This window comes from Aerococcus sp. HMSC062A02, from assembly GCF_001809535.1.
Lineage (GTDB): Bacteria > Bacillota > Bacilli > Lactobacillales > Aerococcaceae > Aerococcus.
On the sequence record NZ_KV797910.1, the window covers coordinates 97,750 to 113,582 of the forward strand.

Annotated in this window: 13 protein-coding genes; 9 read left to right on the forward strand and 4 right to left on the reverse strand. The window is 45.9% G+C overall.

All coding sequences use genetic code 11. The features are described 5' to 3' along the window. Window positions 1-26 precede the first annotated feature (26 nt). The 4 genes from HMPREF2626_RS01265 to HMPREF2626_RS01280 form a co-directional block, all read right to left on the reverse strand. The gene (locus HMPREF2626_RS01265) at window positions 27-227 is read right to left on the reverse strand and encodes a cold-shock protein (protein WP_067975685.1); all 201 of its coding nucleotides are present in this window, start codon (window positions 225-227) and stop codon (window positions 27-29) included. 180 nt (window positions 228-407) lie between these two features. After that, the gene (gene radC / locus HMPREF2626_RS01270) at window positions 408-1,106 is read right to left on the reverse strand and encodes a RadC family protein (RefSeq protein WP_070616821.1); all 699 of its coding nucleotides are present in this window, start codon (window positions 1,104-1,106) and stop codon (window positions 408-410) included. Window positions 1,107-1,220: 114 nt separating this feature from the next. Beyond that, complete coding sequence (locus HMPREF2626_RS01275) at window positions 1,221-1,901, reverse strand: hypothetical protein (protein ID WP_070616822.1); 681 nt, start codon at window positions 1,899-1,901, stop codon at window positions 1,221-1,223. Beyond that, window positions 1,888-2,472 (reverse strand): tRNA 5-(aminomethyl)-2-thiouridylate-methyltransferase MnmM, encoded by a 585-nt coding sequence (locus HMPREF2626_RS01280; protein ID WP_070616825.1) that lies wholly within the window; start codon window positions 2,470-2,472, stop codon window positions 1,888-1,890. The genes HMPREF2626_RS01275 and HMPREF2626_RS01280 overlap by 14 nt, the downstream gene beginning before the upstream one ends. A 176-nt stretch (window positions 2,473-2,648) precedes the next feature. Between HMPREF2626_RS01280 and HMPREF2626_RS01285 the strand changes: the two genes are divergently transcribed. The 9 genes from HMPREF2626_RS01285 to HMPREF2626_RS01325 all read left to right on the forward strand — a co-directional run bounded on the left by HMPREF2626_RS01285 (window position 2,649) and on the right by HMPREF2626_RS01325 (window position 15,518). After that, on the forward strand, window positions 2,649-4,619 hold the full coding sequence (locus tag HMPREF2626_RS01285; protein ID WP_070616827.1) for a muramidase family protein: 1,971 nt from the start codon (window positions 2,649-2,651) through the stop codon (window positions 4,617-4,619). Between the two features lie 357 nt (window positions 4,620-4,976). After that, window positions 4,977-7,391: a leucine--tRNA ligase gene (gene leuS / locus HMPREF2626_RS01290; protein WP_070616829.1), complete on the forward strand. Its 2,415-nt coding sequence runs from the start codon at window positions 4,977-4,979 to the stop codon at window positions 7,389-7,391. 11 nt (window positions 7,392-7,402) lie between these two features. Beyond that, on the forward strand, window positions 7,403-8,266 hold the full coding sequence (locus tag HMPREF2626_RS01295) for a pyridoxamine kinase (protein ID WP_070616830.1): 864 nt from the start codon (window positions 7,403-7,405) through the stop codon (window positions 8,264-8,266). A gap of 320 nt (window positions 8,267-8,586) precedes the next feature. Next, window positions 8,587-10,269 carry a putative polysaccharide biosynthesis protein gene (locus HMPREF2626_RS01300; RefSeq protein ID WP_070616832.1) on the forward strand — a complete coding sequence of 561 codons (1,683 nt, stop codon included), beginning with the start codon at window positions 8,587-8,589 and terminating at the stop codon, window positions 10,267-10,269. 253 nt (window positions 10,270-10,522) lie between these two features. Continuing rightward, complete coding sequence (locus HMPREF2626_RS01305) at window positions 10,523-12,250, forward strand: muramidase family protein (protein ID WP_070616834.1); 1,728 nt, start codon at window positions 10,523-10,525, stop codon at window positions 12,248-12,250. Between the two features lie 204 nt (window positions 12,251-12,454). Next, complete coding sequence (gene pepV, locus HMPREF2626_RS01310; RefSeq protein ID WP_070616836.1) at window positions 12,455-13,849, forward strand: dipeptidase PepV; 1,395 nt, start codon at window positions 12,455-12,457, stop codon at window positions 13,847-13,849. Window positions 13,850-13,853: 4 nt separating this feature from the next. Next, window positions 13,854-14,612 (forward strand): TrmH family RNA methyltransferase, encoded by a 759-nt coding sequence (locus tag HMPREF2626_RS01315; RefSeq protein WP_070617115.1) that lies wholly within the window; start codon window positions 13,854-13,856, stop codon window positions 14,610-14,612. A 23-nt stretch (window positions 14,613-14,635) separates the two neighbouring features. Continuing rightward, window positions 14,636-15,175: an HD domain-containing protein gene (locus HMPREF2626_RS01320; protein ID WP_070616839.1), complete on the forward strand. Its 540-nt coding sequence runs from the start codon at window positions 14,636-14,638 to the stop codon at window positions 15,173-15,175. A gap of 1 nt (window position 15,176) precedes the next feature. Next, window positions 15,177-15,518, forward strand: a complete 342-nt coding sequence (locus HMPREF2626_RS01325; RefSeq protein ID WP_067975730.1) for a winged helix-turn-helix transcriptional regulator — start codon at window positions 15,177-15,179, stop codon at window positions 15,516-15,518. Window positions 15,519-15,833: the final 315 nt, after the last annotated feature.

The following is a 15,833-nucleotide window of genomic DNA, read 5'->3' on the forward strand; positions in this document are numbered from 1 at the left end:
GGGCTCCTGAGAGCCCTTTTGAAGAATTATAATTTGTTGACATTAGCCGCTTGTGGGCCACGGTCGCTTTCTTCAATTTCAAATTCAACAGATTGACCTTCTTCAAGTGTTTTGAAGCCTTCATCGTTGATAGCTGAGAAGTGTACGAAGACATCGTCAGCACCTTCACGTTCGATGAAGCCAAAACCTTTTGCTGGGTTAAACCATTTAACTGTTCCTTGTTCCATAATATATAAAATCCTCCCTGTGCCTTGGCACAATAAAATATTTAGTGAAGCTTAAGAGGAAAAATTAGCCGTTTTAATGCTAGTTAAAACTTTTAAATTAAAATCCTAAAGGTCACTGACTAGTATTATATCAGTAGTTTATAAGTTGGGCAAATCATAAGACCCCAATTTAGATTTATTTTAAAAAATACCGAACTCGCGTAGGCTGACAAAGTCTTCACTCCCTACCACAATATGGTCGAGTAGGTCAATGCCTAGTAAGCTGCCGCAGTCTAGGAGCCGCTGGGTAAAGTCGATATCAGCCTGGGAAGGAGAGGGGTTGCCTGAAGGATGGTTATGGCCAACGATAATGCGAGCTGCGCAGCAGCGAACGGCTGCGTGGTAGATTTCTCGGGGGTGGGCCACGCTCATGTTTAAGGAGCCAATAAAGATGGTCTGCTGGCGGATTACTTCATGCTTAGTGTTTAGAAAGAGGACCAAGACATGTTCTTGTTTGTAGTGGCGCATCTCATTGAGCAACCAGTTGCCTGCCTCTTGGCTAGAACCAATCTGACCAAATTTTGGACACTGGGCTTGGTTGACCCGCTTGCCAAATTCAAGGGCAGCCAGAAGTTCGGCCGCCTTGGCTTGGCCAATGCCAGGAATCTTAGTGAGCTCTTCGATGGACGCATAACGCAGGTCATAGAGATTTTCGTAATACTTCAGGACGCGCACGGCTAAGTCTAAGACCGAGGCTTGGCGGCTTCCTGTTCTTAAGAGGATAGCCAACAATTCATAATCAGCAAGGCGTTCAGCTCCACCAGCAATCAGTCGTTCACGGGGCCGGGATTCTTTATCAAGGTCTTTGAATTGAAGAATGAGGGGTAAGTTATCTGTCATTTTTCTGCCTCCTTATAGATATATAAACCATCGATCCATTAATTCATCAAGTGAGATATCAAAAAGATAAAAACAAAAATCTCCCCAGCTATGGCTGAGGAGACCCAAAACTTTTTATTGATTAGCAGTTCTCTTTTTGAGAGCCTGTTTGTGGTCGTACTGGATAAGGAGGGCGAGAAGATAGGCGATGAGGATAAACCAAGCGCCTTGAGGAAGAAGAAAGCTAGCCAGGATCAAACTCGAGATGAGGCTAAGAATGCCCAAGAATCGATAGAAGCTCTTTTCACCAACAAAGATAGGATCTTGGACTTCCGAGCGCGTGAAGAGAGCAGCCAGGCCTAGAAAGAGGGCGAGGTAGAAAGCGGTGTATTGGTGGCTAACTAGCTGGCTATTCGTATAGAGAATAAGGTAAGTATAGATGATGAGGCTAGCAACATAGGCCAGGTGGGGCATTAACTTGACCAGTTTATGGCTGAGTAGGCTGGAGTGGACTAAAAGGTAGGAGAGGATGAGGAGGCGAGGAACCGGCCAACCAAATTCAAAATAGGCCAATATGAAGAGCAGCCAGACAAGAACTTCGGCAAGGATGAGCCCCTTGATGTTCTTGACTAGACTAAGTTCTTTACCGTCTGTAAAACAATAGAAAAGTTCGGTTAAGAGCCATTGGAAGGGCAAAATCAAGGCCCAGGCTTGCCAGCGCCACTGGTCCACTTGGAAGGCCAGGATTAGGGCTGATAGACTGGCTAAAACCAAGCTATAGACCTTAAAATTAGCTAGCTTTTTAATGATTGTCATGCGCATTTCCTCCTCTCTTTTCAATAATAATCAGCCGGGGTGGGAGATTGCGTTGGTTAATGAACTGAACTTGGCTAATATTGAAAGCCTCCTGAGGATACTGGCTCAGGTGTTGGCAGACCGTCTCATACTCTTCCATACCTCCTGGATGTCCTAGGTAGGCGGCGACAAGAATCTTAGCCCCTGCTTTAAGATACTGGCAACATTGATCCAAGGCTTGACAAGTTGATTGGCCCTGCGTGATAATGGCCTTGTCCGTACCGGGCAGGTAGCCTAGATTAAAGCAAGCCAGATCGACAGCAAGGCCTTCTGGCAAATACTGGTCCAAGCAGGCATGGTCCGCTTGGATGAGAGTCACTTGCTGGTCCAATGCTTCTTTTTCTAAGCGTTCTTGGCTGCGTTGGATCGCCTCAGCTTGGATATCGAAGGCATAGACCTTACCCTCTTGGCCAACTAGACGAGCTAAAAAGGCAGTATCTTGGCCTGTTCCAGCAGTGCCATCGAGCGCTGTCATACCGGGACTTAGGCTCTCTTCTATGATGTGGTGGTAGATTTGGATAATATTATGCATGAATTGCAACCTCGATTCTAAATTGGAGTTCAAAGCTTAGGCTTATTATAGCATTTCCTCCTAGATTACAAAAAGGTTACAAATATTAAAAGTCCATACTTTTATTAAATTCACCCCATTTTAGCTAGATTTGAATTATAATAGAAACAAGTAAATTTAAACAGGAGGCTGACACGTTGAAATTGACATTAAATAAAGCTCAACTTTTGAAAACTGGTGCCTTAATCTGTGGGTCTGCAGCTGTTGTGGCAGCAGTCAGTGCCGACCTAACAGAAACCGTGTCTGCAGACCAAGTCGCAGTCACAGCCACTTCGACCAGAAGCAATCAATTCTTAAACAAAGTGATTCCCCACGCCACCGAACTTGCAGGTCAAAATGATCTCTATGCTTCTGTGATGATTGCTCAAGCCGTCCTTGAATCAGGCTGGGGATCAAGTAGTTTATCTCAAGCACCTTATAACAATCTCTTCGGTATCAAAGGAAACTACCAAGGCAATTCAGTCGTGATGAATACCCTTGAAGATAATGGCTCAGGTTCTTATTATGGGATCCGTGACGGCTTTAGAGCTTATCCATCTTATCGTGAGTCCTTAATTGACTATGTGGGTCTCTTGAAGAACGGCCCTTCTTTTAACTCTAATTTCTACAGTGGGGCATGGAAATCGAATACCAACTCCTATCGTGATGCGACAGCTTGGCTAACCGGCCGCTATGCGACGGATACCTCTTATGGTCCCAAGCTAAACAACTTGATCGAAACGTATGGCCTGACTGCCTATGACCAAGGAGGCAGTACAGCTTCCGTTAAGACCCAAGCCCGTCAAAACCTTAGTCAAAAGAAAAGTACTGGCAAGTCTTATACGGTTAAACCAGGGGATGGCCTTTATACAGTGGCGCGCAACTTAGGGACAACTGTTTCCGCCCTCAAGGCCCAATATGGTTTAACGTCAAACTTAATCCATCCAGGGCAAGTTTTCAGCGTGGGAGCCTCCACTAGCAATCAAAAGGCTCAGCCAGCTTCAAGTAGTCAAGCTACTAAGCAGACAAATACGCCATCTGCTGGGAAATCTTACACTGTTAAGCCAGGCGACGGTCTTTATACAGTCGCTCAAAACTTAGGGACGACCGTTTCTGCTCTCAAGGCCCAATATGGTTTAACGTCAAACTTAATCCATCCAGGGCAAGTTTTCAGCGTGGGAGCCTCCACTAGCAATCAAAAGGCTCAGCCAGCTTCAAGTAGTCAAGCTACTAAGCAGACAAATACGCCATCTACTGGGAAATCTTACACTGTTAAGCCAGGCGACGGCCTTTATACAGTCGCTCAAAACTTGGGGACGACCGTTTCTGCCCTCAAGGCCCAATATGGTTTAACGTCAAACTTAATCCATCCAGGTCAAGTTTTCAGTGTAGGGTCTGCCAATACCGGCCAAGCGTCTAAGCCAGCGCCAAGTCAGCAAACGCCTAAGCAAGCAAGTAGCCAGTCGACTGGCAAGTCCTATACGGTTAAGCCAGGTGATGGCCTTTACACCGTTGCTCGTAATCTAGGAACGACTGTTTCAGCTCTTAAAGCGCAGTATGGCTTATCGTCTAACTTAATCCATCCAGGCCAAGTCTTCTCCACTTCTGGTGGTCAGACGACCGCTAAGCAAACGACACAATCACCAGCGACAAGCCGTCCTGTAGCACCATCTAGCCAAACGACACCGGCTGCTATCGGGCATAAGGTTCAGGCGGGTGATACCCTCTGGCGGATTGCTTCAGCTAATGGCATGACGGTCCAAGAATTGAAGGCATTGAATGGACTCACTGGGGCTAACATCTATGTCGGCCAAGAATTGAAATTGAGCCAATCGCCTGCTAAAGCTGCTCCTGCTTCTCAAGCAGTGACTAGCCAGGCAGCTCCAGCTCAAGCAAGTAGCCAAGCACAGACTCCAGCCCAAGCGTCAGTCAATGCGGCCAGCCCAAGCCAAACAAGTAGCAGTCCAGCCGCAGCTCAAAGCCAAGCCTACACTATCCAGGCGGGAGACAATCTCTACCGGATCTCAGTTAACCATGGGGTAGGGCTAAATGAGCTTTTAGCAGCTAATAATTTGAAACAAGATTCACTGATCCTGCCTGGTCAAAGCTTAACCATTCCTGGTAAATAGGCTGAGGCGAGAGAAGTTGTGATGCCAGGTCCTTAACTTGGGCTTGGCTTTTTTATGAGAAGAAACTTGGCCTTGGCATGGGAGACGATCCTGTGATACAATGAGTCCATATGATAAAAGGGTTAGAAGTAGTAGGCAATTTTGCCATGTCAAGAGAGTATGCGTTAGCTGGGAGCATATCATGGCATTTGTTGAACTCATCTAACAGACCTCCATAGCTAAGCGACTGGCGAAGCTATGGCGTTTCGTCCGCGTTAAGGCCATGAGAAGTTGTTTTATCTTAGGTGGTACCGCGTAAAAGACGCCCTAGCAAAATTTGCTAGGGCTTTTTGTATCGATATAGAAAAGGAGAAGAAGATGACATTTAATCATTTAGAAATTGAAAAGAAATGGCAAGACTATTGGGAAGAAGATGACAGTTTTAAGACTTTAGAGGACCATTCCTTGCCTAAATATTATGCCTTGGATATGTTCCCTTACCCATCTGGGGCTGGCCTCCATGTGGGTCACCCAGAAGGTTATACAGCCACAGATATTGTTTCACGGATGAAACGGGCCCAGGGCTATAATGTGCTCCATCCTATGGGCTGGGACGCTTTCGGTTTGCCAGCTGAACAATATGCCTTGGATACGGGGAATGATCCGGCCCAATTTACCGAACAAAATATTGAAACCTTTAAGAATCAAATTAAATCACTCGGCTTTAGTTATGACTGGAACCGTGAAGTGAACACGACGGACCCCAATTACTATAAGTGGACCCAGTGGATCTTTACTAAGCTCTATGAGAAGGGGCTGGCCTATGAAGATGAAATTATGGTCAACTGGTGCGAGGCCTTAGGGACTGTGCTCGCCAATGAAGAAGTCATCGACGGACTTTCCGAACGGGGGGGCCACCCAGTCGTGCGCCGTCCTATGAAACAATGGGTGCTACGGATTACGGCTTATGCGGACCGTTTATTAGAAGACTTAGATGACCTCGACTGGCCAGAAAGCATCAAGGAAATGCAGCGCAATTGGATTGGTCGGTCAGAAGGGGCCCAAGTCAACTTCCAAATTAAGAATAGTGATGAAAGTTTTGAAGCCTTTACTACTCGGCCAGATACCCTATATGGAGCAACTTTCTGTGTGCTCTCCCCTGAACATCCCTTAGTGAAGAAGATTACGACGGCTGACCAAGCCCAAGCAGTTGAAGCTTATGTGGAAGAAGCTTCTCACAAGGCGGACCTGGAACGGACTGACCTAGCTAAGGAAAAAACCGGCGTCTTTACGGGTGCTTATGCGATAAATCCTTTGAGTGGAGAAGAGGTTCCAGTTTGGATTGCGGACTATGTACTGATGTCTTACGGGACCGGTGCTATTATGGCTGTTCCTGCTCACGATAGCCGGGACTATGAATTTGCTAAGCAGTTCGATATTCCGATTAAAGCAGTCATTGAAGGCGGCAATATCGATGAAGAAGCTTATACCGGTGACGGTAAACATATCAATTCCGCTGAATTAGATGGTCTAGATAAGGAAGAAGCCATCCAGAAAGCCATTGAAGTCTTGGAAGAAAAAGGCGCGGGCGAAGCCAAGGTTTCTTACCGTCTACGCGACTGGGTCTTCTCACGCCAACGTTATTGGGGCGAACCCATCCCTGTTATCCACTGGGAAGACGGAACGACAACAGCAGTTAAGGAAGAAGACCTGCCTGTGCTCTTACCTAAGGGCGAAAATATTCGACCAAGTGGGACAGGTGAATCTCCTCTGGCTAACTTTGAAGATTGGCTCAATGTCACAGACCCAGAAACAGGGATGAAGGGCAAACGGGAAACCAATACTATGCCACAGTGGGCAGGGTCTTCTTGGTACTTCCTACGTTACTGTGATCCTCATAATGACCAAGCCGTGATTAGCGAAGAAGCAGCTGACTACTGGCTCAATGTGGACCTCTACATCGGTGGGGCAGAACATGCGGTTCTCCACTTGCTCTATGCCCGCTTCTGGTATAAATTCCTCTACGACTTAGGCATTGTCCCAACCAAGGAACCCTTCCAAAAACTCTTCAACCAAGGGATGATCCTGGGTGAAGGCCATGAAAAGATGTCTAAATCAAAAGGCAATGTGGTGAACCCTGACGATGTGGTGGAAGCTTATGGGGCAGATACCCTCCGCCTTTATGAAATGTTTATGGGCCCTCTAGATGCTTCTATCGCTTGGAGTGAAGAAGGCTTAGCAGGTTCCCGCAAGTTCTTAGACCGGGTATGGCGTTTAATGATCGACCAAGAAGGCGAGCTGCGCGACCGGATCACAACCATTAATACGGGCGAACTAGACAAGGTTTACCATCAAACCGTTAAGAAGGTCACAGAAGACTTTGAGAAATTGCACTTTAATACAGCAATTTCCCAATTAATGGTCTTCATTAACGAAGCCTACAAGGCAGAAGCCCTACCTTTTGAATACATGAAGGGCTTTGTTCAATTACTTGCACCAATTACCCCTCACTTGGGCGAAGAGCTCTGGGAACGTTTGACTGGCCAAGCTGGTATTTCTTATGTGCCATGGCCAGAATATGATGAAAGCCTCTTGGCAGACGACCAAATTGAAGTGGTTTATCAAGTCAATGGTAAGATCAAGGCCCATGATGAAGTGCCTGCAGACTTGCCGAAAGAAGAATTGGCTGAACGTGCTCAAGCTCACGAACTGATCCAAGCTGAGATCGCAGGGAAAACCATCCGCAAAGTGATCGCCGTACCAAATAAACTGGTTAATATTGTGGCCAACTAAGGGGAGATTGTGTGAAAAAGGTTTTAATTGTTCATGATATTTCCTGCTATGGTAAGTGTTCAACCACTGTTGCCTTGCCTATCCTTTCTAGTATGGAGTTGACTGGGACTATCCTTCCCACGGCCCTCTTGTCCACCCATACTGGACCTGGTTTTGAGAATTATACCTATCTCGACCTCAGCCAGGAAATGCCTAAAATTGTTAAAAATTGGCAGACTTACGGCCTTAAGTTCGATGCAGTCTATGTCGGTTACCTGGGAAATATCCAGCAGATCGATTTCTTACTAGAGACCCTTCCGGACCTGCTGACTGAAGGGGGGAAGTTCTACTTAGACCCAGTTATGGCCGATGATGGGGCTTTCTATCCTGGTTTTGACCAGGCTTATGCCGATAAGATGCGCAGCTTATGCGATATTGCTGATTTGATTATGCCCAACCAGACGGAGGCCAGCCTGATTTATGGCTTGCCTTATCAAGAAGGCTTAGTTGAAGATGAGCTCTTCCAGCAATTCGTCCATGCCTGCAACCAGGTTAAGAAGACTTCTTTGGTCTTAACGGGGGCAGGCTATGATGGGGAGGGGCAAACCGGTGCCCATTATTATGATGCCGATAAGGATGAAGAAGGGCTCAAACAGTCTGATTTTATTGGTCGCAAACTTCATGGCACAGGGGATATCTTTGGTAGTATCTTGGTGGGAGCTTTGGTCAATGGCTTTAGCTTGGCTGATGCTTCTGCTCTAGCAGTCAGGAAGGTTAGTCAGGCCTTGGCCCGTTCCATTGATGAACCTGATGTGGACCGGGAAGGTTTGGCCTTTGAGACCTTGCTCGGTGACCTGTCTGCCATGGTCCGCCAAGAAAAAAAAGCAAATGCATAACTTAAATGAGATGATGAGGCTGGGACAAAAGTTCCAACCTCTTTTTAAATAGCGAACGTTTCTCAAAAACCTGCTCCAAAAGTCAGGCCTGACATCCACTTCACGAACTATGAGAAATCGTTAGTAAACGTTTTCTCATAGTTCGCTCCAGTGGTTCAGGCCTGATCGACTTTTGTCACACTCTCATATCTTTTCTCTTGACCTTATAATTCTGTAAATTTGACAGGCAAGTTATTGCAAAGTGAAATTGAATTATATATCATGTAGTTAATGTTTAAATTAACTTTGGTTCATCCAATGAAAGAGAGTTGGAATATTAAATGGAAAACGAACAAGCTCCGATTCGTTCGGATGCTGCCGAGCGCATGAGTTCGGGCTCAGCCTGGATGACAGTGGGGACCTTTGCTTCCAGATTACTCGGCTTGCTTTATATTATTCCTTGGGTCCGCTGGATGGGAGATCCCCAAACCGCGGCCGAAGCCAATGCCCTTTATGATATCGGCTATAAATACTATTCAATCTTTTTGGTCATCTCTACAGCCGGTGTGCCTTCAGCCATCGCTAAACAGATGGCCTACTACAATGCTCGTAAGCAATATGATACGAGCCAGCAGCTCTTCAGGAGTGGGACCATTCTAATGTTAGTGATGGGCCTCGTTTCGGGCCTCGTCCTCTTCTTCGCAGCGCCCTGGCTGGCAGAATCGACGCCAACACGGGAGGTCAGCCATGCTGTTCTTACTATTCGGTCTTTAGTGCCTGCTTTGGTTCTCTTCCCCTTACTTTCTATCTTTAGGGGCTACTTCCAAGGACATCAGGATATGAAGCCAAGTGCCATTTCCCAGATTACGGAACAATTTTTCCGTGTGGCTTATATGCTGGCTTCGGTTTATGTCATCCGTCGCATCTTCGATGGCTCTGTTGTCACGGCGGTTAGCCATTCGACCTTTGCCGCCTTTATCGGTGGGGCAGTGGCCATTTTGACCCTAGCTTTCTATTATTTGCGCCACCGCAAGGAGTATCCGGTGTCACTGACTAAGAAGGCCAGCTACCAGGTCAAAACGTCCGGGATGATCAAAGAAATTATTATGATCGCTATTCCTTTTATCATTACAGGCTCTGGTATCGAACTAACCCAGTTGATCGATACCAATACCTTCATGCCTATCATGGAGAAGGTGAGCAATTTAGGGCAGGCTGATATCATTTACGAATACGGGATCTTTTCCGCTAATATTAATAAATTAGTGACTGTCCTTGTCTCCCTGGCCCTGGCTATTGGAGCAACATCTATCCCAGTGATTGCGAATACTTATTCACGGGAATTAGACCACCAGGAGCGATCAACTAGCCAACCTATTCTAAGCGAGACTAGCCACTTGGTCATTCATAACTTGCAACTCTTCTTAATGGTTATGTTGCCAGTAGCGCTAGGTCTCTTTATCTTGGCCGGCCCCGTTTATAATTTAGTTTATCGGCCGGATGCCCTGGGGAGCATGTATTTGAGAATTTCTTGCTTCACCGCTCTGGGAATGGGCGCTTACTCGGTCCTAGTCTCCGTCTTACAGGCAATGGACCACCATAAGCAAGCGGTAATCGGCCTAGCTTTGGGTTTGGTGATGAAGTTAGTATGGCAATATCCTTTGATTTTCTTCCTCGGAACACCTGGGGCTATGCTAGCAACGATTATTTCTTTCACAACGATTTCCCTCTACTATCTCTACCACATCCATCGTTTAGTTGGCTTCCGCTACCGGGAACTCCTAAATGAAAGTTTACCGATTGTTCTCTCTGCCTTTATTATGTTCCTTGTGGCAGGGCTGCTCTACTTGATTCTAGCTTATCTCCTGCCCATGCCTAATCTGCTCGGCTCAATTGTCATTAGCCTCTTGGTAGTTGCCGTTGCGGTATGGGTGTACCTCCTCTTAATGCTTAAGAGCCACAAGTTAGACCTGGTTCTCGGTGTACGCGCTGAAGACCTGCGCCGCAAGTTAGGGCTTAGCTAGTTTTTTTAACACAGCGAACTACTTCTAAAGTTCGCTGTGTTTTTATTTATCCTAAATATGAAAGCGCTAGCATTAAATTTTGCTTTACGTTATAATAGGGATAGGAAGGGAAGTCTCCCTATAAATTTAATTAATGTTACAAATGTTACAATAACTATGAAACATTTGTAACAAAAGCCTTCCTATTCCTCTTGGTTAGCGGTATGATAGAAGCACTTAGAAGATTAAATGTTAAAGCGAGGGGGTTTTAACAATGGAAGCAATGACAAAGAACAAAGGACAAGTTATTAAGAAATTATCACTTGCATCACTTGCCTTAGTATCTACTACCGCTTATCAATTATGTCGAGAAAGTGTAAAAGCTGATGAAATTAACCAACACCAGGTCCAAGCGGGAGATTCGCTCTGGAAGATTGGGAATACTTATGGCGTCAGCATTGACCAATTGAAGAACTGGAACCAACTGAAGGATAACTATGTCTTGCACCCAGGGGATACCTTGTATATTCAAGACCAAAACCCTGCAGTTAAGACAGAAGAGCCAGCTAGTCAACCCGCAAAGCCTGCTAGCCAGCTAGAAAATCAAGCACCAGCTAGCACGAGCACACCAACAAGTCCTGCGCCAAAAACTGAGACAGCAAAACAAGCTGAATCTGCGGAAACAACTTACCAAGTTAGGGCAGGCGATTCGCTCTGGCGGATTGCTAAGAATAATGGGGTCAGCTTGGAGGATTTATTGGCATGGAACCAACTCAAGACGGACAGCCTGATTCTTCCTGGTAAGCAACTCGTGGTCAAGGCTCCGGCTAAAGCACCAAGCAAAGAAATAGCAAGTAATAAAGAAACAGAACAAGCTGCTGAAGAGACCGGAAAGCCTTATGTTCGTGACCAAAAGACCTTTAAGGATGTCAATGCAGCAGTTAAATACGCCCGCGACCATTTTGATTACAAGCGCCATAAACAATTCTATGTGAATTGGCAAGCAGATGGCACTTACACGGTCGATTGGGAAATGCAAGCGGGTCAAAGACAAAAACCTGACCTTCGTCAAGATAATAAGAAGCTCCCAAGCGCAGCCACTTATGCTGTGAAGGCGGGAGATTCACTCTGGGCAATTGGCCAACGTTATGGTGTCAGCATCCAAGACCTGATGAAGTGGAACCATTTAACCGCTCAAAGTGTTATCCATCCTGGACAAAAGCTAGTCCTTCAAGCCCCTCAAGTAGCTGCAAATCATCAAGCAAAGCCCACTCCTGCTCCTGAAGTCACAGCACAAGGACGCTTAGTTGATCCTAAACGTTTTGATGATGTGAAGACAGCGGTTCAATATGGACGGGGCCACTTTGATTACACCAAGCACAAAGAGTTTTATGTAAACTTAGGCAAGGATGGCCGCTATGTTCTCGAATGGGAAATGAAGGATCAAGTCGCCAAGCCAAAAGAAGTGAAAACAAGCCATCAAGGCAAGGACAATTACAAAGTCAAAGCAGGCGACTCACTCTGGGCCATTAGTCAAAGAGAAGGCGTAACGGTTAATGATCTGATGAAGTGGAACCAACTGGATGCCAATTCTGTGATCCATCCTGGTGACCAACTGATTGTTAAGAAAGCAGCCACCCAAAAGAATCAAAGACCTGCTCAAGCAGAAAAGAGTACAAGTCCTTATGTCAGAGATGCCAAGCATTTCCAAAGCATTAATGATGCAGTCCGCTACGGCCGTCAAAATTTTGATTACAAGCGCCACAAAGAATTCTATGTCAACTGGGATAATGGCCACTATGTGATCGATTGGGAAATGAAGCCAGGAGTTAAAGAACAGATGGCTGATACTAGCCCCGAAAAGACGAACTATACCGTCAAAGCAGGGGATTCGCTTTGGTTGATTGGGGTTCGTCATGGTGTTAGTGTCGACCAATTGAAGGAATGGAACCATCTGACATCTGATTTCCTACAAATTGGTGACCAATTAGTGATTAAATAGGAGACTGTAACAAAAGTTCGTTAATTAATAGGAGGCTGGAGCTTTTCCTCAGCCTGATTCAGATAAAGAGGCAGACTAACTTGCCTCTTTATTTTTATAAAAAAGATAAAAATTATAAAGTTTTTAAAGCTTTCATATAGTAAGTGGCTTTAAACTGAAAGGAAATATGCTATAATTGATAAAAAAGATGGAGGCGTTTACCTTATGACAATTCATTGGACACAAGAAGCACAGAAACGCTATGAGGCTTATTATGAAGACCTCTTTACTTTACTGAAAGTGGATAGTGTACGAGATGACAGCCAGGCTAGTGCAGAAGCACCGGTTGGACCAGGCCCTAAAAAGGCCTTAGAGACCTTCCTTTCTATGGCTGAGCGCGATGGTTTCCAAACAGCTAATATCGATAATATTGCCGGCCGGGTTGAATTTGGTGAGGGCGACGAAATCCTGGGTATCTTAGCCCACGTGGATGTGGTGCCTGTGGATAAATATTGGGAGACGGATCCTTTTGATCCTGTGATTAAGGACGGCAAGCTCTATGCCCGGGGAGCAAGTGATGACAAGGGGCCTCTCATGGCTGCCTACTATGCCCTAAAGATTATTAAAGACTTGGAACTTCCTGTTTCTAAGCGGGTGCACTTTATCGTAGGGACCGATGAAGAAAGCGATTGGAAGTGCATGGACCGCTATTTCGAAAGCGAAGTGAAACCGGACTTTGGCTTCTCGCCAGATGCTGAATTTCCTATTATTAATGGGGAAAAGGGCCAGTACACCAGTCATCTCACTTTTTCACCTTTCCAAGGGGACTTAGTCAGCTTTGAAGGTGGGCAACGTGAGAACATGGTGCCTGCTGAAGCCCAAGCCCGTTTGGCGAACCAAGATCTCGACCGAGTTCAAGCTGCTGCAGCAGACTTCCAAAATGATCATCCAGCTGCCAGTTTAACGGTTGAAGCAACAGACCAAGGACAAATCCTTGTCGCTTGTGAAGGGAAAGCAGCCCATGCTATGGACCCTTCTCAAGGAGAAAATGCAGCAACTTACCTGGCTCTTTTCTTGCAGGGACTGAGTGACGATTTAGCTAAGAATCGCTTTATCAGCTTTACGGCAGACCGCCTTCATGAAGACTTCTATGGGAAAGAATTAGGCTTTGCCCACCATGATGACGTGATGGGAGATCTCACCCTTAATCCAGGTGTCTTTGCAGTTGAGGGCGACCAAGTTAAGGTCACTTTAAACATGCGGGTGCCACAAGGTATTAGCTATGAAGAGATCGGCAGCCGTTTGGATGAGCTCGGCCAAGACTATGCCTTTAGCCGGGAAGATGGCAAGTCGAATAAGGCTCCCCACTATGTGCCAGCTGATGACCCATTGGTAACTACCTTACTCGATGTTTACGAGAAATATACTGGTGAAGTTGGCCAAGAAAAAGTGATCGGGGGCGGAACTTACGGGCGTCTCTTCGAACGTGGCGTGGCCTTCGGTGCGCTTTTCCCTGATTCACCAGATACCATGCACCAAGCCAATGAATTTGCTCGCCTCAAAGACCTTGAGAAGGCGATGGCTATCTATGCTGAAGCCATTTACCGCTTAATCAAATAAGATGATGATTGAATCCAAACAGAACCCGCAGATTAAAGCCATTAAGAAATTGCAACAAGCGAAGGGGAGACGGAAGGCGAAGCGTTATATTCTGGAAGGGCCTCACTTACTGGAAATGGCCCTAGAGGCGGGAAAACAGCCTGAATTAATCTTGTGCACGGAGGCTAGCTTTAAGGCCGATTATGCGAACTATAACTATCAATTGATCAGTCCACAGTTAGCCGACTATCTGGCAGAAACGGAAAGCACTCAGGCGGTTTTTGCGGTGATGCCCTTGCCTGAGCCGCTTAGTCTTGAACAATTGACATCTTCTGCCATTCTCCTTCTCGATGGCCTCCAGGATCCAGGTAATTTGGGCACCATTATCCGGACAGCAGATGCCCTGGGTTACCACAGCCTGATCCTTGGTAAAGGGAGCGTTGATCCTTATAATAGTAAGGCCTTGCGCGCCATGCAGGGGAGCCAGTTCAAACTCCAACTTGTCCAGGCTGACTTGGACCAAGCCATCCCTCAATTGCAGAGCCAGGGTTACCAGATCGCTGCTTCCACCCTGTCCAGTGATTCACAGAGTGTCAGGGATTACCGTTTGACAGATGGCAAAAAATGGGGCATTATATTAGGTAATGAGGGTAATGGGGTTAGCCCTGACTGTATTGAATTGGCGGATGTCAGTCTGCATATTCCTATGACAGGGCAGGCTGAATCCTTAAATGTCGCCATTGCAGCTGCAATTATGATGTACGAATATCGTCCCGTGATTTAGAAAGTAGAAAGAGTGATGAGTGAATGCACAAACACACACGACCATGGGAATCTGACAGCGACTACTTAGAGCTCGTAGCCGATATTAAAGACCATCAATTTATTAAAGATTTGGAACGCTTCCCCCAACATATTCATGGAAACCGGATGATTCATTCCTTTCAAGTATCCTACAAGAGCTATAAGATTGCGCGTAAGTTAGGTTTAGACTACCGGTCGGTGGCACGTGCAGGCTTAATGCATGACTTGTTCTATTATATGCCTGGCGAGTTATCATTTTCACACGGCAATCACTTAAGCAACCATCCCTACATTGCCTTGCAGAATGCACGTGCTTTAACGAGCCTCAATCCAATCGAAGAAGATATTATTGTTAAGCATATGTGGTTGGCAACGGCTGCACTTCCTAAATATCGGGAATCTTATGTGGTGACCATGGTTGATAAGTGGGTAGCTTGCGAAGATTTTGCTTATCCGCTTTTCCGTAACTTTAGCACAAGCTTCCAGTGTAAAGTTTATAAATACTTCTTGGGCTTAGACCTGAGAGAAGAAATGAGAGATTAAGATGACAACAGAGAAACACGTGCCGACACTGTGTCCTAAATTTGAACGTGGTTTTCAGTTGATTGGTAAGAAATGGAACGGTCTAATCATCCAAAGTTTATTAAATGAGCCTTTGCGATTTGGGCAATTGCGTGACAGTATCAATGGCATTTCTGACCGGGTGTTAATCGAGCGCTTGCGCCAACTGGGCCGTTTAGGTATCGTTTGTCGCAAAACTACAGAAATTGATTCCCACCAGGTGGCGCTCTATAGCCTGACCGAAAAAGGTCTGGAGCTAGAACCTGTTCTTAACAATCTTCACCAATGGGCTGATGAGTGGATGGCTAAAGATGATAAAATTTAATATAAAAATCAAGGGCTGGGGCAAAATGCTTCAGCCTTTTCTAGTCAGAGTTGCTTATAGCTTCTGTTTTAAAACTTTGGCCTGGTAATGGCTTTATACAGGATTTGAGTTGACGCTAAGTTGAATTTTGCTTATAATAAGTTGTAATATCACGTTGATAGAAGACGGAAATAGTCACAAGTGTAGCCAGGAAGAGAAATCAGCGACTGAGAGTTTCTTCTACACGGACTAGGCCCTTTCACTTCTTGAGTAGGCACCGGGACCGGATGGAAAAGGTGTCCGCAAGCCAGCGTTAAAGGCTTTGAGTGTCAGCAG

Coding starts and splice junctions, on each gene's coding strand:
- HMPREF2626_RS01265 (WP_067975685.1), bottom strand. CDS start 227: ATGGAACAAGGAACAGTTAAATGGTTTAACCCAGCAAAAGGTTTTGGC.
- HMPREF2626_RS01315 (WP_070617115.1), top strand. CDS start 13,854: ATGATTGAATCCAAACAGAACCCGCAGATTAAAGCCATTAAGAAATTG.
- pepV (WP_070616836.1), top strand. CDS start 12,455: ATGACAATTCATTGGACACAAGAAGCACAGAAACGCTATGAGGCTTAT.
- HMPREF2626_RS01280 (WP_070616825.1), bottom strand. CDS start 2,472: ATGCATAATATTATCCAAATCTACCACCACATCATAGAAGAGAGCCTA.
- leuS (WP_070616829.1), top strand. CDS start 4,977: ATGACATTTAATCATTTAGAAATTGAAAAGAAATGGCAAGACTATTGG.
- HMPREF2626_RS01325 (WP_067975730.1), top strand. CDS start 15,177: ATGACAACAGAGAAACACGTGCCGACACTGTGTCCTAAATTTGAACGT.
- HMPREF2626_RS01300 (WP_070616832.1), top strand. CDS start 8,587: ATGGAAAACGAACAAGCTCCGATTCGTTCGGATGCTGCCGAGCGCATG.
- radC (WP_070616821.1), bottom strand. CDS start 1,106: ATGACAGATAACTTACCCCTCATTCTTCAATTCAAAGACCTTGATAAA.
- HMPREF2626_RS01275 (WP_070616822.1), bottom strand. CDS start 1,901: ATGACAATCATTAAAAAGCTAGCTAATTTTAAGGTCTATAGCTTGGTT.
- HMPREF2626_RS01305 (WP_070616834.1), top strand. CDS start 10,523: ATGGAAGCAATGACAAAGAACAAAGGACAAGTTATTAAGAAATTATCA.
- HMPREF2626_RS01320 (WP_070616839.1), top strand. CDS start 14,636: ATGCACAAACACACACGACCATGGGAATCTGACAGCGACTACTTAGAG.